The 19,266-nt window shown below is 49.3% G+C and carries 18 protein-coding genes; 9 read left to right on the top strand and 9 right to left on the bottom strand.

The window, feature by feature from the left end:
• Positions 1 to 266: 266 nt before the first annotated feature.
• Positions 267 to 1,049 carry a queuosine precursor transporter gene (locus ACG2F4_RS02865; RefSeq protein WP_395258164.1) on the bottom strand — a complete coding sequence of 261 codons (783 nt, stop codon included), beginning with the start codon at positions 1,047 to 1,049 and terminating at the stop codon, positions 267 to 269.
• Positions 1,050 to 1,278: 229 nt separating this feature from the next.
• Positions 1,279 to 1,995, bottom strand: coding sequence for an N-formylglutamate amidohydrolase (locus ACG2F4_RS02860; protein WP_395258161.1), 717 nt, complete (start codon positions 1,993 to 1,995; stop codon positions 1,279 to 1,281).
• A gap of 318 nt (positions 1,996 to 2,313) precedes the next feature.
• Here ACG2F4_RS02860 and ACG2F4_RS02855 point away from each other — a divergent pair, with 318 nt between their 5' ends.
• Both ACG2F4_RS02855 and ACG2F4_RS02850 read left to right on the top strand, forming a co-directional pair.
• Complete coding sequence (locus ACG2F4_RS02855) at positions 2,314 to 2,811, top strand: VOC family protein (protein WP_395258158.1); 498 nt, start codon at positions 2,314 to 2,316, stop codon at positions 2,809 to 2,811.
• Between the two features lie 202 nt (positions 2,812 to 3,013).
• A complete protein-coding gene (locus tag ACG2F4_RS02850) occupies positions 3,014 to 3,943 on the top strand; it encodes a 2-hydroxyacid dehydrogenase (protein WP_395258155.1) in 930 nt (309 codons plus the stop codon).
• Positions 3,944 to 4,239: 296 nt separating this feature from the next.
• On the opposite strand, the gene ACG2F4_RS02845 is transcribed toward ACG2F4_RS02850, so the two are convergent.
• On the bottom strand, positions 4,240 to 5,313 hold the full coding sequence (locus ACG2F4_RS02845) for a branched-chain amino acid aminotransferase (protein ID WP_395258152.1): 1,074 nt from the start codon (positions 5,311 to 5,313) through the stop codon (positions 4,240 to 4,242).
• A 204-nt stretch (positions 5,314 to 5,517) separates the two neighbouring features.
• On the opposite strand from ACG2F4_RS02845, the gene ACG2F4_RS02840 reads away from it, so the two are divergent.
• Positions 5,518 to 6,237 (top strand): uracil-DNA glycosylase, encoded by a 720-nt coding sequence (locus ACG2F4_RS02840; protein ID WP_395258150.1) that lies wholly within the window; start codon positions 5,518 to 5,520, stop codon positions 6,235 to 6,237.
• Positions 6,238 to 6,281: 44 nt separating this feature from the next.
• On the opposite strand, the gene ppc is transcribed toward ACG2F4_RS02840, so the two are convergent.
• The gene (ppc, locus tag ACG2F4_RS02835; protein ID WP_395258147.1) at positions 6,282 to 9,077 is read right to left on the bottom strand and encodes a phosphoenolpyruvate carboxylase; all 2,796 of its coding nucleotides are present in this window, start codon (positions 9,075 to 9,077) and stop codon (positions 6,282 to 6,284) included.
• A 78-nt stretch (positions 9,078 to 9,155) separates the two neighbouring features.
• On the opposite strand from ppc, the gene ACG2F4_RS02830 reads away from it, so the two are divergent.
• From ACG2F4_RS02830 to ACG2F4_RS02815, 4 genes are all read left to right on the top strand, one after another.
• Entirely contained in the window at positions 9,156 to 9,746 is a 591-nt protein-coding gene (locus tag ACG2F4_RS02830) for a DNA-3-methyladenine glycosylase I (protein ID WP_395258145.1), read from the top strand.
• A 349-nt stretch (positions 9,747 to 10,095) separates the two neighbouring features.
• Positions 10,096 to 10,299 (top strand): hypothetical protein, encoded by a 204-nt coding sequence (locus ACG2F4_RS02825; protein ID WP_395258142.1) that lies wholly within the window; start codon positions 10,096 to 10,098, stop codon positions 10,297 to 10,299.
• A gap of 275 nt (positions 10,300 to 10,574) precedes the next feature.
• Positions 10,575 to 11,417 (top strand): S1 RNA-binding domain-containing protein, encoded by an 843-nt coding sequence (locus ACG2F4_RS02820; protein WP_395258140.1) that lies wholly within the window; start codon positions 10,575 to 10,577, stop codon positions 11,415 to 11,417.
• Between the two features lie 217 nt (positions 11,418 to 11,634).
• On the top strand, positions 11,635 to 11,790 hold the full coding sequence (locus ACG2F4_RS02815) for a hypothetical protein (protein WP_395258137.1): 156 nt from the start codon (positions 11,635 to 11,637) through the stop codon (positions 11,788 to 11,790).
• Positions 11,791 to 11,846: 56 nt separating this feature from the next.
• Here the strand turns inward: ACG2F4_RS02815 and ACG2F4_RS02810 are convergent, their stop codons facing one another.
• The 3 genes from ACG2F4_RS02810 to ACG2F4_RS02800 form a co-directional block, all read right to left on the bottom strand.
• On the bottom strand, positions 11,847 to 12,791 hold the full coding sequence (locus ACG2F4_RS02810) for a hypothetical protein (RefSeq protein ID WP_395258134.1): 945 nt from the start codon (positions 12,789 to 12,791) through the stop codon (positions 11,847 to 11,849).
• 186 nt (positions 12,792 to 12,977) lie between these two features.
• Positions 12,978 to 14,588, bottom strand: coding sequence for an FAD-linked oxidase (locus ACG2F4_RS02805; protein WP_395258131.1), 1,611 nt, complete (start codon positions 14,586 to 14,588; stop codon positions 12,978 to 12,980).
• A gap of 6 nt (positions 14,589 to 14,594) precedes the next feature.
• On the bottom strand, positions 14,595 to 14,936 hold the full coding sequence (locus ACG2F4_RS02800) for a hypothetical protein (RefSeq protein ID WP_395258128.1): 342 nt from the start codon (positions 14,934 to 14,936) through the stop codon (positions 14,595 to 14,597).
• A 622-nt stretch (positions 14,937 to 15,558) separates the two neighbouring features.
• Between ACG2F4_RS02800 and ACG2F4_RS02795 the strand changes: the two genes are divergently transcribed.
• Together ACG2F4_RS02795 and ACG2F4_RS02790 are read left to right on the top strand one after the other, a co-directional pair.
• Positions 15,559 to 16,482: an aminotransferase class IV gene (locus ACG2F4_RS02795; RefSeq protein WP_395258125.1), complete on the top strand. Its 924-nt coding sequence runs from the start codon at positions 15,559 to 15,561 to the stop codon at positions 16,480 to 16,482.
• Entirely contained in the window at positions 16,482 to 17,204 is a 723-nt protein-coding gene (locus ACG2F4_RS02790; RefSeq protein WP_395258123.1) for a sulfotransferase family protein, read from the top strand. Before ACG2F4_RS02795 ends, ACG2F4_RS02790 begins: the two co-directional genes overlap by 1 nt.
• A gap of 199 nt (positions 17,205 to 17,403) precedes the next feature.
• Here the strand turns inward: ACG2F4_RS02790 and ACG2F4_RS02785 are convergent, their stop codons facing one another.
• Both ACG2F4_RS02785 and ACG2F4_RS02780 read right to left on the bottom strand, forming a co-directional pair.
• Positions 17,404 to 18,879, bottom strand: coding sequence for a dihydrolipoyl dehydrogenase family protein (locus ACG2F4_RS02785; protein ID WP_395258121.1), 1,476 nt, complete (start codon positions 18,877 to 18,879; stop codon positions 17,404 to 17,406).
• Positions 18,876 to 19,205 carry a hypothetical protein gene (locus ACG2F4_RS02780; RefSeq protein WP_395258119.1) on the bottom strand — a complete coding sequence of 110 codons (330 nt, stop codon included), beginning with the start codon at positions 19,203 to 19,205 and terminating at the stop codon, positions 18,876 to 18,878. The genes ACG2F4_RS02785 and ACG2F4_RS02780 overlap by 4 nt, the downstream gene beginning before the upstream one ends.
• Positions 19,206 to 19,266: the final 61 nt, after the last annotated feature.

Below are 19,266 nucleotides of genomic sequence, written 5' to 3'. Positions count from 1 at the left end.
CTTGCCTCCCGGCCGTCTTTACTTCGTCATCTGCTTCGCAGAATGACGGGTCGCACTATGCGATTATCTGTCTGTCTCATTACGGAAAAGAACAACATCTTGAAGCTCTCTGAACACAAAAATTCAGAGCAAAAAATTGGGTTGAAATCAATTCGAAAATTGGCTTCAACCCATCTCCAAAACGGAAACAAAATATACGACTATAGGGCAGGCATTGTCAATGTTTTTTTGAAAGTTTTTTCCATCATCTTCTTTGAAGCCAAACCTTATGCACTGTCAGGATCTGGACCCAACAAGCTAAATTCCGAAGGATCTTCTTCGTAATTCCTAAATAATTTAACCCCAAGATAAAAAAGTGGGGTATCAAACAATGCAAAGAAGAACTTGAACAGATAGGAATTGAGAATAAGGATGGCCAGGGCTCCGATATTGTCCACATTGTCTCCCAAATTGCCTGCCACATACAAGATTGAGAGAATCGCTGTAGAATCAACCAGTTGACTTACGGTTGTAGAGGCATTATTGCGCAACCAGAGGTGCTTACCCCGGGTCAAACGTTTCCAAAAATGGAACAGGCGTACATCAACTGTTTGAGCCGTAAGGTAGGCAATCATGCTGGCAATAGTATTTCCTACCATAAACTCATAGACTCCCTCAAAAAGACTGGTTCCACCGCTGACTCCTGCCGTATTGGGGAGCCAGTGATTCACGCTCATCAGAAAAAGCATAAATATGTTCATGGCAAATCCCACCCAGATAACCATCTGTGCCTTTTTCCGTCCAAATAGTTCCGAAATAAGATCGGTTGCCAAAAAAGTGAATGGATAGGCGACAACCCCGACCGGAACACTCATCGTATAGATATTTTCGTCCCGCACAAGACTGGGGGTAATTGATTTCAGCCATCCCGGCAACTCTAAGGAGAAAATAGTAACAAATTTAGTCGTGCCGATAACATTCCCCAACACCAGGGAGGTCAGGAAAATGCCGGACAGGGAAAGGAACAAAACATCGCGTTTAAAAGGCGTTCGTTCTGTGAACAGCTTCATCTATATAGCAGGCAGTTTGAGTTGGTCTGAAATGGTATGGGATTTTTCACACTGAGCGTACCGCAAATACCGAAAAACAATTTAAATCCACAATAGTTTCATTTTTTGAGATCAGCACCTAAACTCAATCCAAATTTAGAGCACCCGAATACAGAACACTGCAGACAACAGGAAGCTCAGATCTGAGCACGATCGGTCGCAGAGTCGTAACAGCCAACTCAATACCGGATTAATTTGCCCTCCACTCCTGGTAAGCTTCCCTCAGTGTTTCTGCCACCAGCTCCTGCACCTGACTCCACCGCTTGCCGGAAGAGCGATTTTCGGGAAATTTCTGATTAACCTCGATCTCCAGTCCGGCATATTCAGAGTCGGTATATTTAGTACGCAAATAGGTGGAAAATCCATCCATGACACCGGGATATGGATTGTTAAACTGGATATTCAGATCGGAATCACGCTCAAGCAGTCTTTTCCAAATATGACAAAACCGGGTCTCGCTGGATCGGGACGGGTCAAACAGCAATCCGATATCGACTTCCCGCAATGAACCGTCCAATATGGGGGTAAAGGTGTGTACGCTCACGTGCAGCACCTGGACTTCCTTGCTTACCATCTTCTCAATCTGTGCCTCTACAGTATTTCGGTGCGGCTTGTAATATTGTTCAAGAACCATCTGCCTTCCTTTTTCATCCAGCGATTCCATAAACTCGGAAAACAGTTCAGGGCTGTGAAGAGATCGGTTCAGGTCCACCAGCAAACGAGTGACCGAATGCAGATACGGGCTTACTTTCAGTTTCCTGGCACAGGTGCGGGTGAGCTCAAGCGCCCCGATGTCATAACCTCTATGAGTCTTCAGAATTTCGGGATCATCTTCAAATAGTGACCGGTACCCGCTGGGAACTTCATTGCCTGCATGCTCACAGGTTATGATAAGCTCTTTATCCATACTTTTCGAGGATATCTTCTGGTTCCTGGTAGTTGACAGATCTTGGTTCTATTCGGCCGATTTCAGGTATTTTTACCCTGTTTTGCGAGAGTATTGGTATTTGCCTGACAGACTTAACGCAAGTATTTACCACTATAATTGAAGTGGCAGAAATGAAGTTTCATTCCATTTTCCTTTCCCGGCAGAAGCTGGTCATCCCATGATTTGGATCAGTCAAATTAGTACTTGCGGAGTTACTTTTTTAACAGTACATATGCTAATGGCAGCTTCTCGGAGATCTGCATGAAATAAACCATCTTAAGCCTTTAATGAAAAGATATGCAACGCTATTCCTTTTTCCCGTTTCCCGTCAATATCCGAACCGTTTTCCGGTATCTTCCATGCCTTGCACTATTTATATTTTCCCTGGGTGTTACAAGCTCCCGCGCACAAGAATACACCGCCACTTTTGAGCACCAGGCTATTGTAGTAAGCGACCTGGACAAGTCTGCTGAATTTTACCAGGAGGTCTTGGGCCTTCAGGAAGTAGAAAATAAAACAGAAAAGCCGACCCGCCGCTGGTTTTCAATGGGAGAACATCTGGAACTTCACCTGTTGCTGGAGGAGGAGATGGTGAGCGTTAACAAATACTTGCACATGGCCCTGGCGGTCTCAAATTTTGACAATTTCATTCAGAACCTGCGTGATAAAAAAATTCCTTTTTACAATTGGGAGGGAGATCCCAATAAAATAAAACTGCGTCCCGATGGAGTTCGGCAGGTATACCTTCAGGATCCGGATGGTTACTGGATTGAGATCAATAGCAATGCGCCGTAAACTCAGGGGTAACAATCGCAGCTTCTGAAATAAACCACAGGAGACTTTACAAAATCGCTTTTGTTGCCTGACATCAGTTGTACTGCAATCGACATGCTCATAGAAAGGGTCTCAACTGAGACCCTGAATTCAAACAGTCGTTGATGTTAGTCCACACTCTTGATTTTTGAACTCCACTTTTAAATAAATCCATGCGTTCGCTGTGTCGCTACTGCTTCTCGCCCCGCATCACAACAATCTAATGGCCTGGAAAGAGGCACTGCTGGAGGAAGATCCCAACCTTGACATCGAGATCTGGCCGAATATTGAAGACAGGGAGCGCGTTCAGTTTATCCTTAGCTGGAATCAGCCGAAGCAGACACTGAACCGGTTTCCCAATCTCAAGGTGATTTCTTCGCTTGGAGCCGGCGTGGATCATATTCTGCGGGATGAAGTGCTTCCCGAGAATGTAACCGTATGCCGGATTGTCTCTCCCTCCCTGGTGCGCCAGATGCAGGAGTATATATTAATGACCGTTCTCAACTATCAGCGCAACATGTATGCCTACTACCAGCAGCGAACAGAACGAAAATGGAGCGAGCACCCAAACAAAAAGCCAGACGAGATACCGATCGGAGTTATGGGACTGGGAACACTGGGCAAACCGGTGGCCGAAATCCTGGCACAAAACGGGTACCAGGTAAACGGCTGGTCGCACACCAGGAGGACAATCGAGGGGGTTGACACTTTTGCCTCTGATGAACTCGACCAGTTCCTGGAGTCGACCCGTGTGCTGGTGTGCCTGCTTCCACTGACGAGCGATACAGAAGAGATACTTAACCTGGCCCTTTTCAGGAAATTGCGGCGCCCGGCATATCTCATTAATGCCGCTCGCGGAGAGCACCTGGTGGACGAGGACCTGATCTACGCCATGGATACCGGGTGGATCGAGGGCGCGTGCCTTGATGTGTTTTCTGAAGAACCGCTGCCCGACCGCCACCCGTTCTGGAACCGCCAGGATATTATGATTACTCCCCATTCCGCCAGCTTCACTCTCCCCCGCGAGGTAGCTGGACAAGTGATCGAAAACTACAAACGAGCTCTATCAGGAATGGAAGTAAAAAATAAAATTGATCGGGATAAAGGATATTAATGCCGTTGTACATACCGGCTTATTTCCCGGAACAATTAAAAATGAGGGGTTAAGAAACCCTGCGAGGAATTTTGACAAATGCGCAGACTGTAGAAAATCTCTATTTTAGATAAGTCTGCTACCGGGAACATCTGAGTTTCTTTTAGCCGAAGGGGAAGCGATGACAGACGGTGATTTTTTCGTTTTGTTCACACAAAAAGGAACACGCCTGTCCCGGAAAAAGGCCTGCCGTGACTTTTTGAGGAAGGCCTATATAGTTCATGGATGAGGAGTCACCAACGTCTCTTTGCTTCTGTTTACAGGTCCACCGGGTGAATCCATTGGAAAGGATCTTGCCGCCTGCCAGTTTGAATACCGTAAATTTCGTCATACAATCGCTGTCCCAGCGGACCCCGGCCTTTATCGTGAATTTTTATCGTACCTCCATCGTGCGAAATAGATTTTACCGGAGAAATGACGGCTGCCGTACCCGTTCCGAAAACCTCCTGCAGCGCGCCGTTTTCACCCGCTTCCATGACCTCCCTGATCGGCACGGGGCGTTCTTCAACAGGAATGTCCCAATACTTGGCCAGCTGGATGACCGAATCCCGCGTAATGCCCGGTAGAATCGTACCCCCCAGCTCGGGCGTCACAAGTCGATCTTCAATTAAAAAAAAGATATTCATCGTGCCCACCTCTTCCACATACCGGTGCTGGTCGGCATCGAGCCAGAGAACCTGGTCATATCCCCTGTCGTTTGCCTTTTGTACGGGATACAAGCTTGCGGCATAGTTGCCGGCGGTTTTTATCTCCCCAGTGCCTCCTTTGGCTGCGCGTACATAGTTTCCAGCCGTTACCAGGCTCACCGGCGCAGAGTAGTACGATCCGACCGGAGATGTAATGATATAAAATCGGAACACCTTGGCGGAGCGGGCCGAAATCACCGGCTCAAAAGCCATGGCAAATGGCCGGATGTACAGGGCATTGCCCTCTTTTTGGGGAATCCACCGGTGGTCCAGCCGAATCAGTTGCTCAATGGCCCGCATAAACAGATCAGGGTCCACTTCCGGAATACATACCCGTTTGCAGGACCTGGCCATACGCTCAATATTTTTCTCAGGCCGGAACAGGTTTACCGTATCATTCCCCGCATAATAGGCCTTGGTCCCCTCAAATACCGACTGCCCATAGTGAAACACATTGAGCGCGGGTTCAACCTCTATCGTCCCGTAAGGTTTGATACCGGGCAATCCCCAATGACCGTTCCGATACTCCATTTCAAACATATGGTCGGAAAAGATCCGGCCAAACCCGGGACTTTCAAGATCCACTTCCTGGAGACGACTTTCCTTTACTCGCTGAATTTCGATAGTAGCGTGTTCACTTGGCATACAGACTTACCATTTTAAATGGTTCGGATAAGAGATACGAGAAACATAATAAATGTAACGAAATGGAAAACGTATTGCATTTTTATTGAAAACAAGGGGCTACTTTATTTTCTTCTCATCCGTACACCGATATTTTTTATCATGTTGAAGGCTTTGCAAAACCCTCATATGGTTAACTTCAATCCCGGACCTGAATAAACTACTGTGAAAAAAAGATTAGACCATCTGTTCAACCTCTTGGAAGAAACCCCGGAAGGGTCGTTCTTTAATCCCTGGTACCAGCAGGATGAGAAGCATGATCTTGATGAGAAATCGCCCCGCAGGCGACGCCGGCAGCTACGGACGTACCTTGCCGACCGCCTTGACTCCGCAAAATACCTGTGCGTAGCCGAAGCGCTGGGATATCAGGGGGGACATTTTACCGGCATTGCCATGACCTCCGAGCGTATCCTGCTTGGCCACCAACAAAAACCACACAACATTCCGCCGGATGACGTGTTCCGGGAGTTGAAGCCAGAGCGAACGAGCAGTCCCGAAGTAATTGAAAAAGGGTTTTCTGAACCCACTGCAACCATTATGTGGAAGGCGCTCTACACTCTGGGTTTAGACCCGTTCGAGGTGGTACTCTGGAACGCGCTGGCGTGGCATCCATACGATGCCGGAGATGGGATGCTCAGCAACCGGACTCCCACCGATGCCGAACTGGAGGCCGGTATTCCCGTGCTGGAAGCATTTTTTGATCTCTTTCCTTCCGCAAAAGTCATTGCGGTTGGCCGAAAATCGGAACAGTGCCTTGACAGGCTTGAACTGGATTACATCCCCGTACGGCATCCCGCGAATGGTGGAGCTCCCAAGTTCCGGCGCCAGATGAAGGCGATTATGAACCGCAGAATATCGAACAAGAAATCTCGGATACCGAAGTAAGGAAAATCAAAATTCGGCATTCCTTTTTCTGCGGTTCGATATTCCTACCCGGTGCTCTGCATGGCGGCGGCAATGCCGTTGATGCTGAGAAACAAGGCTTCGCGGAGCTCTTCCTCCTCTTTATCGCCCGCCGCTCTCCAGCGTTTGAGCAGGTTTACCTGCATGAGGTTGAGGGGATAGGTGAACGGATTTCTGAACCAGATGGACCGCTTGATCACCATGCTGTTGTCCAGAATGTCATCCAGCCCGGTGATGGCCGTTATCGCCTCTTCCGCCTTCCGGAAATCATCCGATATGATCCCGTAGAATTTGCCGTCGGCTTCGGCCGTGTATGATTTTGCCGTTGGCAGGTGCGTTCGCGCCATTTCACGCTGGGCGTTATCCAGGATCGTTTTGAAGAAGATCCACTCGTTGTACCACCTGCGAAACAGCTCCAGGTTTTCCTTGTCCTGGTCAATCATCTCCTTGAGTGCCACCCCGATGCCGTACCATCCGGGCACGTTAAATCGCACCTGGGTCCATGCAAAAACCCACGGAATTGCGCGCAGGTTATCAAAATCCGCCGCATCCGGTCCCTTGCGGGAAACCGGTCGTGAAGCGATCGGCAGGCGGCTGATATGCTCAATCGGGGTGATTTCGGTATACCACGGCCAGAATTCCGGATCGTCGATTAGGTCGCGATAGGCCTTCATCGAGCGCCGGGCAATCTGCTCCATAACCTCTTCCAGCTGGTCCCGGTTGCCCTGGGTCGGGTCCTCGTCGGAAACCGTAATTCGCAGCATCGCGTTTACAATCTGTTCAAGGTGCCGGCGGGTAATCGAGGAAAGAGAATACCGGAACGATATCACTTCGCCCTGTTCGGTAAACCGTATGCGCCCATTATTGCTAATGGGCGGAAGTGCCAGAATAGCCTGGTTCGAGCGGCCACCGCCACGACCTACCGTTCCGCCGCGACCGTGAAAGAGCCTAAAATCCACATCATACTCGCGGCATACCTTTCCAAGATCCTGTTGAGCTTTTTCAAGGGCCCAGTTCGCCATCCAGTATCCGCCATCCTTATTACTGTCGGAATAACCCAGCATAATCTCCTGGAAATCGTCCCGGGCGATGACCTGTTTGTGATACAGGTCATTCTCATAGATTTTACTCATTATGGCCCCGCAATCCTCGAGATCCTCAATCGTTTCAAACAGCGGAACCAGGTCGAGCTGGCTTTTAACCTCATCCTGCTCGTAACTCCACAGCCCCGTTTCCTTCGCCAGAATGAGTACCTCGAGCATATCGCTTATACCGTGCGTCATGCTGATGATATAACAGCCAAAACTGTTTTTATCCAGCTCCTGCATCTCCCCAATCATGGAAAAAACATCAAGCAGTTCGCGCGTATTGTCAGAGATATTGGCCTTGGCGGGGCACAGCGGGCGCGGGTTGGAAAGCTCCTGAGTTAACACATCAATTTTCTCCTGTTCCGAGAGTTCGGGGTAGTCATTGGTGACTTTTGCCAGGGAAAGCAGTTCCGTTACCGCCTGCTCATGCAGCTTGCTGTGCTGGCGGATATCCAGTCCCGCAAGATGAAACCCGAAGGTACGCGCTCGAATCAACAAGTTGTTAAGCTTGCCGTAGCTGCTAACTCCTTTCAGTCCACCCTCGGCCAAGCTCTCCCGTATCAGCTGAAGATCCCCGATAAAATCGGACGCCGTATACTTTTGCGCCTCTTCAATCACTTCCGCTTTTCTACCCTCGCGAAGGGCTTTCAGCTGGTGGCGGAGCTTGTGCATGATAAGCGTCACTTTTTGCCGGTACGGCTCATGCTTGTATAATCGCTGGTACCGGTCAGAAAGGGTGAAATGCTGTTTGTCTTGCTCAATAGAAGCTTCAAGGGCCTCCGTGATCGAATACTTGTTGTTGGACACACTCAGGTATCGGCGCATCTCGTCCAGCTCCTCCAGGTACAGCTTCAACACGTTTTCGCGCTGTTCCAGAATTGTGTTCCAGGTTACATCCGTGGTCACTTTCGGATTTCCGTCGCGGTCGCTCCCGATCCAAGACCGGTATTTGAGAATAATCGGCAGTTCGGGGACCGTATCGTAATACGTCTTGAACGCCTCGCGAAGATCATCGTACAGTACTGGAATCGTCTCCCAGATGGAATTCATAAAATAGAACATGCCGTTTTCCACCTCGTCTTCCACCGTAACCCGGGCGGAACGAACCTCATCGGTGGCCAGCAGCAGGTGGATCTCATTCAAAATCTCCAGGACCGCCGTTTTTCGTTCATCCGGGGTGTACTGCTCCTGTTCCAGCTTGGCTATCATCGAGGTAATGTGCTGCTGTTTCACCAAAATACTGTGGCGACGCGCTTCGGTCGGGTGGGCGGTGATGGTGGGCTGAATATCGAGCTTGCCGATAACCTCCAGCGCCTCCTCCTTGCTGTACCCTTTCTCGCTTAGCTGATAGACCGCCTCGGCGATGCTTTCCGTCCGGGGCGCATCGGCCGTGGTATCAAATGATCGCTCCCGGTTGATACGGGTGATTTCGTGCTGTTCCAGCGAATTGATAAGATGAAAATAAACCGTATAATATCGGAGAAGCGAACTGATTTTTTCGGTGGACAAGCTGCCGATTTTTTCTTTCAGCTTTTCCATTGTCTCCTCATCGCCCTCGTCAAAAGCCTTTGAGGCCAGCTTCGGCAGTTCCGTGATATCTTCAATCAGATCGGCGTCATCCTTGTCTCTTATCGCCTCCTCTAAAAATTGAGAAAGACTTTTAATCTGATCTCCGAGTTTTTCACTAATTCCACTTTTCTCGGCAAAATAATTAGTAGTTTGTTCCCACAGCATTCGTATTGGTCTTGTTTAATTACTTTTAACTTGTTCTGTTATTACGCAGGCATTTCTAATCCGACGGAGGCCTAATATATGAAAAATAGATGTGAGTGGTGTGAGGATACTTTCCCCGAATATGTACGATATCACGATAAAGAGTGGGGGGTACCGGTAACCGACGACCGGGTACAGTTCGAGTTTTTGATCCTTGAGAGCGCCCAAGCCGGCCTCAGCTGGAGCACAATTTTGAAGAAACGAGCGGGATATCGCCAGGCATTTTCCGACTTTGACGTTGATAAAGTGGCCCGTTTCAGCGAGAAAAAAATTCAACAGCTTACATCAAATCCGGAGATCATACGGAATGAGCAGAAGATACGGGCGGCGGTCAACAATGCCCGAAAATTTATCGACATCCGGGAAGCTTTCGGCAGCTTCAGCAAGTATATCTGGTCTTTTGTGGGAGGGAGACCGATCAACAACCGCTGGCAGTCCATCCGCGAAGTTCCGTCCACCTCGGAAGAGTCTGACAAGCTCGCATCCGATCTCAAAAAGCGGGGATTCAAATTTGTCGGGAGTACTATTATGTATGCGCACATGCAGGCAGTTGGCATGGTGAATGACCATACGGTTGACTGTTTCCGACACAAAGAGGTTGAAAAAGAGCATCAAAATTTTAGTTTATAAAGGTATTTATCAGCGTTGTCATATGGTTTCAGGTATTGACAAGTGACTAACAGGAAGGGGAACCAGTACGTTTACACGGGATCAACGGCTGGGTAAATTCTAAACCGTTTTTTTAGATTGAAATGTGGGAATTTGAATCCGATAAACCGGCTTGCGAACTCAGGTAGTGGTTTTGCAAAGCTCCCTGCTATTACTCAATCAACACGAAACAGATCAATCATTCTTGCGGGGGAAAAATCTAAAAATATCTTGAATTCCACTAAAGCAAAGTTTTTTCTATTTTATATTTCGTCATAAATCCATCGAATGGTCTATTTCATCTACAATAAAACGAATAAAGCTTACCGCTATGCGTTCAAAATTTTCTATTGAAGAGATAAGTCAAATGCTCGGCATGAAGCCATCAGAAGTTGAATCTGAGATTGACGATGGCTACTTAGGGTATACCTACGACAATGGCGAAAAAAAAGTGACGCTCTACGACCTGGAGAAATATATGGGAGCTGAACGAACCCGGGAAATTACCCAGGAATTTTTACAGGAAAACGGGTAAATCCATTTTGGATATAACGAAAAATCCTCATCATCAGGTATAAAAGTTTAACCATACCTGTATCACTTTTCGCCTGGATGCAACCAGGTGAACAAAGCGGTCGTTTGTTCATTTTCCATTCACCTACTCTAATGGAGACTTTGGAAAAATAGCCCCTTATGTGCCCCCAACCGTTTACGGGGGAACATTTAATGCCTTTCGATTAAATGTTGACTTGTCAGAACCATTCCCCTTACCTTGCGTGATCTTTTTAGATTCACCAACAGCAGACTCTTATGTTTACACTTGGCACTTATCAAACACTGAACGTAGCGCGAAATTCGGAATACGGCTATTTCCTGCGGCATCCCTCCCACCCGGCAGACGGGGAAGTGCTGCTGCCCGGAACGCTGGCCTCACGAAAGCTCCGGAAAGGAGAAAATGTTCGCGTGTTTCTCTATAAAGACGGGGAAGAACGCCTTACAGCCACAATGCAGGATCCCAAAATAACGCTCAACAGCATCGCCTTGTTACGGGTTAACGAGGTCAATATCTACGGGGCGTACCTCGACTGGGGACTTGACAAAGATCTTTTTGTTCCCCACAGCGAGCAAACCCAGAAGATGCAGGAGGGCCAGACGCGGCTGGTTTACATGTATCTTGACGATAAGAGCAACCGCCTGGTAGCAACCTCCAAAATAGATCGCTATCTCGATAACAGTGATATCACGGTGGCCGAAAAAGAGGAGGTAGACCTTTGGATCTGGACTGAAACCGAACTTGGATACAACGTGATCATCAATGAACAGCACAAGGGCCTGATCTACCACAATGAATTTTTCCGGGATGTATATTACGGCGATAAAACCACCGGCTACATCAAAAAAATACGGGATGACCAGAAAATTGACGTGACCCTCCGCCCCATCGGATACGAAAAGGTAGGACCCAACGCCGAACATATTCTGCAGCACCTTAAACAGCTGGACGGCTACCTGGACCTGCATGACAAAAGCGACCCTGCAGAGATCCACCAACGGCTGGAAATGAGTAAAAAAACGTTCAAAAAAGCGATCGGCCGCCTCTACAAGCAGAATATTATAACCATTGAAGACGATGGCATATACCTGGCAGTTTGAGCGGCAAACAGAAAACCGTACGTGTTTCGCATCCCCTCCCTTCGTCCCACAGATTCCCGGCTCTCATTATACGGAAAACAGATCATTGCCTGCCAGATACTGTTGCAAACCCGACAAGAAGCATACTTTTTCCCGAAAAATTAAAATACACTAATTTTTGTAACATTTTGTACCCGGACCACTCTTTAAAGTAAGTGGCAACCAAAATGGAAAAATCATGGAATTTGCAACTGAACTTTTGAACCTGCTGTTCTCCTACGGGGAGCTTGTGGTCAATGTCATTCTCCAATATGCTTCTCCATACAAGCTCGAAATTGTAATGGGTTTGCTGATTACTACCTTTTTCTTTGGGCTGGTTCAAGGATTTAAATAGGATATATCATCTACCAATTCGGTATACGTATTACCCCATTGTGCTTGCCACAATAACTACGTATACCGAATTTTATTAACGGCGTCGTTGGCCATATCGGTGTAGTCCTTGTTGTGAATCTTGAAATGTGCAAGCATGCCCTGACCATCTGCGTCGAAAAAAGCGCCACCTCCCTCCTCAGCCCTTTGACCGTTGCTGTTCTTCAATTCCCCATACTTCCAGATATCCGCCAAAAACTCTGCCTGGGCCTCCCGGTTGAAGAGAGTCCATTCAGCTCTTTTTCGGTCACTAATCTCTTTCTGCCAGTTGTACGCATCGGGGAGAAACCACTGGGCCATCAGGGCATCGCTGGCATATCGCGCACCCATATGCTGATATTGCCATGCGTGGGTGGCTTCGTGAATCAGCAGATAATCGGGGAATATTTCCGTTTTCATGTAGAGCGTATTCCCCAGAGTAAATGCACGCTCACTCAGCCCGAACAGTCCCGAGCGCCCTTCCACCACTCGTACTACGTGGCAGTTTAGCGAATCCCTGAAGACTCTTTTAAGCATTCTCTCCTCGGATGTGGTTAACGGCCGTTCAAAATCCTGGATAGCAATTGCTGCCTGAATCAGGGCGACCAGCTTGCCCGCCACGAGAATAATACTCCCGAAAATCACGGAAACGATATCCCCGGCCCCTTCAGCCATTACCCGTCCCTGTGCTGTCAGCAGTCCACCCGCTATCTTTATGAATCCCCCGACAAGCCCACCAGCGATGCCCAAAACCGCGTTGATGACCGTTGACAAAAGCGAAAATATACCTTTCAGGCTTCCTCCCATCCAGGTAAACAGCGGTTCAATCGCCCTCTTTGCACCTGTGCTGTGCAGCGCGTCGGCAACACCCACACCTGCCGATTCAACAAGAGAGGCCACAATATGGGCCAGCTTGTTGCTCCTTTTTTCTACGGTATCACCCGCAATCCTGACACTTTTTCTGATCCGATTCCAACCAGTCATCGCCGGACCTCCCACCTATTTTCATTTCAAAGAGTGCTTTGAAAAACCAGGAGTTTTGGTCAAGATCAACCCCTGAACGGATTCGGAACCACAGTTTATATCTCATAAATGAGGGGTTCGCATCCGCAAAAATGACGATATTGGCCAAAAACAACGGTTTTGCAAAGACTTTCAAACATACCGTCTTTATTCATCCAGTGAGGCGATCAAATCCTCATCCGCATCGTCAATGACCGAAGAGAGGCCGGTGGTGTCCATAAAATCATTGGAAAACACGCGGGCCATCTCAGGGGAAAGCAGGGCACTCCGCAGCTCTTTCCACTTGTTCACCACATCGGTCCCGTACATATGGTTTACCAGGTTCGGGTATCCCCAGTCGGCATTTTTACCCCAGTGCAGAGTAAACGGGATGTCATTTTCCTGCAGCGCCTCGATCATCATGCGGGAAAATTCGGTGAGGCTGGGAAGTTTATCCGACTTTTCCCACAGCACCCCGTCAATCTCAATCATGCAGGTTATTGGAAATTTTGTGAACGCCAGCATGGCCTCCGACTGCTTGACAAACCGCATGGCAAAAAGCCCGGGAAAAGGACCTTCCTCCCTCGCAACCTTTGCCAGCACTTCCCACGCCTTCGAGGAGTTCCGATGGTCCACCCCGAAAGAGCAGGCAAAAGCCGGTCCCTGGTACTGCGAATCCCAAAAGAGCTCAGCGTGGGTTCCAATCGTCGTTTGGTCAACGGAGGGCAGGACCACATCATTCAGCTGTTTAATGAGCTTGGGAATAATATTTGGGAGATCTTCCGCAATCTTGACAAAAAGATAAATCAGCTCCCGGTATACCGATTTTTGAACAACCGGAAAGGGATCGGGATACGGCACCTCGTACGGCTTTTTATAGATCGCCTCCACCACATACTCCTCCTCGTCATTGTACGGATTCATAAACACTTTGTAGTGATAGGGACGGAGCGGGTTTCCCTCCTCATCGGTTTCCCCCTCGATCTTGAATTCCGAGTTCCTGAAATCCATCGAATCGGCCAGTTCAAGGGCAACATCTTTGTCAACTTTCACCACGTGGCGCCGCAGTAAAAACTTGTCCTCTGCCTCTATCGTTACGCCGTGAATAAATCCAAATCCCCCGAGGCCAACCAGCGCTGCGTTGAACAGCTTGTCATTCCGGATGACTCTCGCCCCTATTTTGTCGGCAAAGGTATTGCTCAGGGCGGGGCGGGTGTGTCGCTCCAGGTAGATAATATCATCAGGCTCCGGGCCGATAATAAGGTTCAGTCCCACCACGTAATCCTGTATGGAGCCGACATCAATCGCGGATCCGTGGACACCGGTTGAAACAGAACCTGCAATCGTCTGGCCGTTGCTGGCCCCGCTTGTCTTCAGCGATTTCCCGTGCGAACTTAACGTCTGGGACAGCTCTTTGATCGTATTCCCGCACTCGAAGAAAAAAAGGTCGGAAGGATCATAGCCAGTCTGCGGATGATAATCCTCACCGGCCAGTGGAAGGTGCAGGTTCATGTATCCGTTGTAATGCATCCGGTCTCTGTGGTGGGCAATGTTCGAGAGCGACCAGCGGGAACCGTATGCCCGGAATCCCTCTCCTGCCTCTGCCGTTTCCCGGATCAGGCGCTGAACCTCTCCCGCGGCGTCCTTGTATCGCTCGGTCTTGGAGGGGAACATGCTCTCTCCTCCCAGCTCAGTTACATAAAGCAGTTTTAACGGGAACGGACCGTTATTGTGCAGCGTATCCCATTCCGACTTTTGATAAGGTGTTGTTTTTGCCATCGTCCTTTAGTTTGAAGGTTTCATGCAAACGTATTTGAGTTTTACCTGTCGTTTTCTTCCGAATGTGATTCCGCTCAGCAAAACACCGCCAAGCGTATTTCTATACTCCACGGTATGCAGCCCGTCGGCCCCACATTCTTTGATCAACATGGTAAAATCCTGTTCTACCGCTCCCATATTTATCACCGTATCCTTTTCTATCACCATCATATCGCGGTAGTAGTCGGTACGGTCACTGACGGGATCGGGCATCGGCACCCCCTCCACCGTCTTGATCCTGACACTGTAACAGGAGCTCAAAAACAACGCTATCAACAACAACCCGAGTGGCTTTATACTTGAAATCATGATTTTTTCCATAACCTGATACTATGCTTTGCAGATATGATTAAAAGAACATTTTTCACTACCGGCGAACGGGAGAAGCCGCTTTTTGTAACGCCGGAAGCTTAATTGACCCATTTAAATTTGGTCAGATTCCGCCCTGGACAAAACTTCTAATTTTGCAAACCCTGCCGGACTGCAAGGGTACTTCTGTTTGCGGCAATATCTGGGTAAACAACCCGGTTTGTGCCCCTCCATGCCACAATTAAACACCACCTTACCCCGAACTTTAAGTTAATTATAAAGTTAAAAGAAATGACTGAATATCAAAGCAGAACCCGGTTTCATCCTTCAACAGGGTATTCACCTTTTTTAACCGGTTCCTGAATAATCTGCGGTACATCATAATGTTACGGCAAATCCTTGATTTCGGTCTTTTCCTGGAAGAACACCAGTACTACCGATATTGCCGATCACCACGGAATATCAGCTTTCACATGATCTGTCTGCAGAGATCGGCTTGACCGGTGTCATCTGCGTTCCGACGAACCCGGACCTTCATCGTTGCTCTATTTTTTTTGGAAGTAGTGCCGAACCGTCCTTACTTTTTCATGCATTAAATTAAACACACCAGAGGAAGAAAGAGATGACCCACGGCACCCACAACGCCCTTGAAGATCCGCGTAACAAAAACGTACTCATTTATATCAACGGGGAATTGAAACCCCGCGAGGAAGCCAAAATATCAGTATTCGACAGCGGATACCTGGTGGGGGACGGCGTCTGGGAGGCCCTGCGCCTGCATGACGGCGTGCTGGTATTTCTGGATGAACACCTGGATCGGTTGTGGACCGGGGCGGCCACCATCGGTCTGGATATCGGGATGAGCCGGGAAGAGCTTACCGACAAGATTTGGATAACCCTGGAAGCCAACGACATGCACAACCACGTACACGTTCGGGTAATGCTGACGCGTGGTATCAAAAAAACTCCCAGCCAGGATCCGCGATTGACGATATCCGGCCCAAACCTGGTCATCGTCGCTGAACACAAAAAGGCTGATCCCGAGAGCCGGAAGCGCGGGGTCACCCTGTTTACCAGCACCATACGCCGGGGTTCGCCGGATTATCTCGATCCCCGGCTAAACTGCCACAGCAAGCTACATGAGGTGCAGGCACTCATCCAGGCGCTGGAAGCCGGGGCTGATGAAGCACTCATGCTTGACATCAACGGGTTTGTATCTACCTGCAACGCCACCAATTTTTTCATGGTCAACGACGAGGAAGTCCAGACCTCCACCGGGCAGTATTGTATGAACGGCATCACCCGGGGCAAAATCATTGAGGTGTGCGAAGAAGCCGGCATTCCCTGCCATCAAAAGAATTTTTCACTGTTCGATGTCTACGGCGCAGATGAGGCCTTTGTGACCGGCAGCTTCGGGGGCGTAACGCCCGTTACAAAAGTAGACGGGCGAACCATCAGTCGCTCGGTACCGGGTCCGGTGACCCAAAAAGTGCACGAACTGTATACGGAAGCGATCCGCAAAGCGGTACAAAAAGGAGACAACTGATGAGTGACACGAAGCGAATCTGCTTGTGGAGCGGACCTCGCAATATCTCCACCGCCCTGATGTACTCTTTTGCCCAGCGAGAGGACACCACGGTGGTCGATGAGCCGCTGTATGCCCACTACCTGACCTCCACTGACGCCGACGAGTATCACCCCGGAGCGGAAGAGATTATTGCCGACCAGCTTAATGACGGTGAACAGGTCATACGAGATGTAATATTCGGTGAGTATGAAACCCCGGTGGTTTTCTTCAAGAATATGACTCACCACCTTGTGGATCTGGACTGGAGTTTCATGAAAGAAACGATCAATGTTATATTAACCCGCGATCCCCGGGATATGCTGCCCTCCTACGCCCAGAAGGTGGAACAGCCGACGATGCGCGACGTGGGCTATGCCAAACACCTGGAGCTGCTGGAATACCTGATTACTCTCGGGCAGGAACCGCTGGTCATCGATTCCAGGGAGGTGCTGATAAACCCGGAAGAAAAGCTGTCCGAAATTTGCGATACTCTTGAAATTCCATTCGACAGAGCGATGCTTTCATGGCCGGCCGGTCCCCGTCCCGAGGATGGAGTCTGGGCCAAATACTGGTACCAGAACGTACACCGGTCCACCGGTTTTCAGCCCTACAAACCCAAAACCGCTCCCTTTCCGGAGCATCTGAAGGAACTTCTGGCAGAATGTGAGCCTATCTACGAAAAGCTCGTCACACGCTCTTAACCAGGTTGGGGAGAAACCGACACCCCCTCCAATTTTGCTTGAATCTAAATTTATCCGCCCAAAATTGGTTATTAGAAGGGGCCTTTGGAGAACCTGCCTTTGATGGGAGGTAGTTATACTACCGACCTTGGTGACCTTTTAACGGGAGTACAACTCCCTCTGAACGAGGAATTGAGGGTTTTGCAAAGCCCTCTAGAAATTACAAGATCCGGTCCTTGTCACTTAAATCGGGAGTACTCCCCCGGTAACCGAATATTTTTTTAATCAGTTTTACCTGCCATTCCGACTGGTTTTTCACATACCACTGGTCGGCTGCCCTGCGAACTCCCAGCCCAAAGGTGGGATAGGGATGAATAGTATCGGCGATATTCCGGAGGGTGACGCCATTGCGCATGGCCAGGGCGTATTCACCGATCAGGTCACCCGCCTGTTTTCCAAAAATAGTGGTACCCAGGATTTTCCCGTTCCATTTTTTGGCAAATACTTTAATAAGCCCATCCGTGGCGTCTTCGGTGAGGGCTCGATCAATTTTATCATACGGGAACCGGTAGGTTTCAAAGGAACTGCCATTCTCTTTCAGCTGCTGCTCGGTTGCCCCCACGTGTGCCAGCTCGGGATCAGTGTAGGTACTCCACGGTACATGCCCGGAATCTATTTTCATCGGCACTTTGAGCAGAGCATTCGTCACCGCCACCTTGGCCATGTGTTCCGACATGTGGGTAAACTGGTACCGGCCGGTCACATCCCCGGCCGCGTAGATATGTTTTTGACTGGTGCGGCAGCGATCGTCAACCGTAATACCTTTTTTGGTGAAGTCGACTCCGGCGTCCTTGAGATTCAGATTTTGATGGTTGGCTGCCCTTCCGGTAGCCACCAAAAGAGCTTCGCCCGACCAGTTTGCTGATTCTCCTTCAATATCGGCAGCTATTTGAACTGTTCCGGACCGGGTCTCCGATATTTTGTTTACAGAAGCCGAAAGCCGAAAATCGATCCCCTCGCGCTGCAGCCGTTCTTTCAGCATGCCGGCCAGTTCCTTGTCGTCATTGGAGAGGATCCGGGGCAGCATGTCGAATACCGTAACCTGGGTTCCCAGCCGCTGAAATGCCTGCGCCATCTCGATACCGATCGGGCCTGCGCCGACAACAGCCTGGGTTTCAGGTTGCTCAGTCGCCTCAAAAAGAGTTTCATTGGTAAGATAGGAAACTTCCGCCAGGCCCGGGATTGGTGGGACAGTCGCCCTGCTGCCGGTTGCAATCACAAAATAGCGAGAGGAGACATCCCTGCTCGCCCCGTCGCCCTGAATGTTCACGGTATGGGCATCCACGAACCGCGCCCGACCAAATTCAATATCGATCCCCATATCGCGATAAATATCCGGGTCGTCGGCTTCCCGGTATACCTCTTCCCGCTTGGCCCGAACATGCTCCATGACGGCGGAAAAGTTTACATTTGAGGATATCTCCAGCCCGAATTTTCCCGCCTCACGGGCATTTTGTGCCAGTTTAGCTGCGTGAAGCAGCGTTTTACTGGGTACGCAGCCGGTCCAGGTGCAATCGCCGCCCAGCTTATCTGCCTCCACCATCATTGTCTTTGCCCCGAAATTTGCGCCCATTCCGGCGGCCGTGAGTCCCGCCGCACCGCCCCCGATTACCAACAGGTCATAGTCGTAACTCATACAGAAATCTCTTTTTTCTTGTTCTTGATTTTATTGAAAGTGGCATAGATGCCGTATCCCAGCAGTCCGACCACAACCACATATACCCAGCCCGGTACATTCTCACCCGCTATCAGCAGGTAAATATAGGCTGAAGAGAGGAAAAAGCCGGTGGAAAAGACCGGCAGGGTGATCGGTTTATCGCGCTTTTTGTTGCGGACAACCCAGGCTACGGAGGCGGTAAAAAAGGGTATCGCCCCCACGTAGATAGCCGCAAATATATAGGGATTCACATTGTAGTCGGCCGACAGATTCATCAGCCACTGGTGGATTGCTTCCAATTCCATAATTTCACTATTCCTTTCATTTATTATGAACACAGAGCGGGTACATACCAGCTATTTCACA

The organism is Halalkalibaculum sp. DA3122 (genome assembly GCF_043951865.1).
GTDB lineage: Bacteria > Bacteroidota > Rhodothermia > Balneolales > Balneolaceae > JAMQKA01.
The sequence above is the reverse complement of the archived record's forward strand: the minus strand, read 5'-3'. Positions and strand labels throughout refer to the sequence as shown.

Bases quoted from the DNA above. Each gene is read 5' to 3' on its own strand.
- ppc (WP_395258147.1), bottom strand. From the start codon at position 9,077: ATGCTGTGGGAACAAACTACTAATTATTTTGCCGAGAAAAGTGGAATT.
- ACG2F4_RS02845 (WP_395258152.1), bottom strand. From the start codon at position 5,313: ATGCCAAGTGAACACGCTACTATCGAAATTCAGCGAGTAAAGGAAAGT.
- ACG2F4_RS02830 (WP_395258145.1), top strand. From the start codon at position 9,156: ATGAAAAATAGATGTGAGTGGTGTGAGGATACTTTCCCCGAATATGTA.
- ACG2F4_RS02825 (WP_395258142.1), top strand. From the start codon at position 10,096: ATGCGTTCAAAATTTTCTATTGAAGAGATAAGTCAAATGCTCGGCATG.
- ACG2F4_RS02810 (WP_395258134.1), bottom strand. From the start codon at position 12,791: ATGACTGGTTGGAATCGGATCAGAAAAAGTGTCAGGATTGCGGGTGAT.
- ACG2F4_RS02780 (WP_395258119.1), bottom strand. From the start codon at position 19,205: ATGGAATTGGAAGCAATCCACCAGTGGCTGATGAATCTGTCGGCCGAC.
- ACG2F4_RS02795 (WP_395258125.1), top strand. From the start codon at position 15,559: ATGACCCACGGCACCCACAACGCCCTTGAAGATCCGCGTAACAAAAAC.
- ACG2F4_RS02785 (WP_395258121.1), bottom strand. From the start codon at position 18,879: ATGAGTTACGACTATGACCTGTTGGTAATCGGGGGCGGTGCGGCGGGA.
- ACG2F4_RS02790 (WP_395258123.1), top strand. From the start codon at position 16,482: ATGAGTGACACGAAGCGAATCTGCTTGTGGAGCGGACCTCGCAATATC.
- ACG2F4_RS02805 (WP_395258131.1), bottom strand. From the start codon at position 14,588: ATGGCAAAAACAACACCTTATCAAAAGTCGGAATGGGATACGCTGCAC.
- ACG2F4_RS02800 (WP_395258128.1), bottom strand. From the start codon at position 14,936: ATGATTTCAAGTATAAAGCCACTCGGGTTGTTGTTGATAGCGTTGTTT.
- ACG2F4_RS02820 (WP_395258140.1), top strand. From the start codon at position 10,575: ATGTTTACACTTGGCACTTATCAAACACTGAACGTAGCGCGAAATTCG.
- ACG2F4_RS02855 (WP_395258158.1), top strand. From the start codon at position 2,314: ATGCAACGCTATTCCTTTTTCCCGTTTCCCGTCAATATCCGAACCGTT.
- ACG2F4_RS02865 (WP_395258164.1), bottom strand. From the start codon at position 1,049: ATGAAGCTGTTCACAGAACGAACGCCTTTTAAACGCGATGTTTTGTTC.
- ACG2F4_RS02860 (WP_395258161.1), bottom strand. From the start codon at position 1,995: ATGGATAAAGAGCTTATCATAACCTGTGAGCATGCAGGCAATGAAGTT.
- ACG2F4_RS02815 (WP_395258137.1), top strand. From the start codon at position 11,635: ATGGAATTTGCAACTGAACTTTTGAACCTGCTGTTCTCCTACGGGGAG.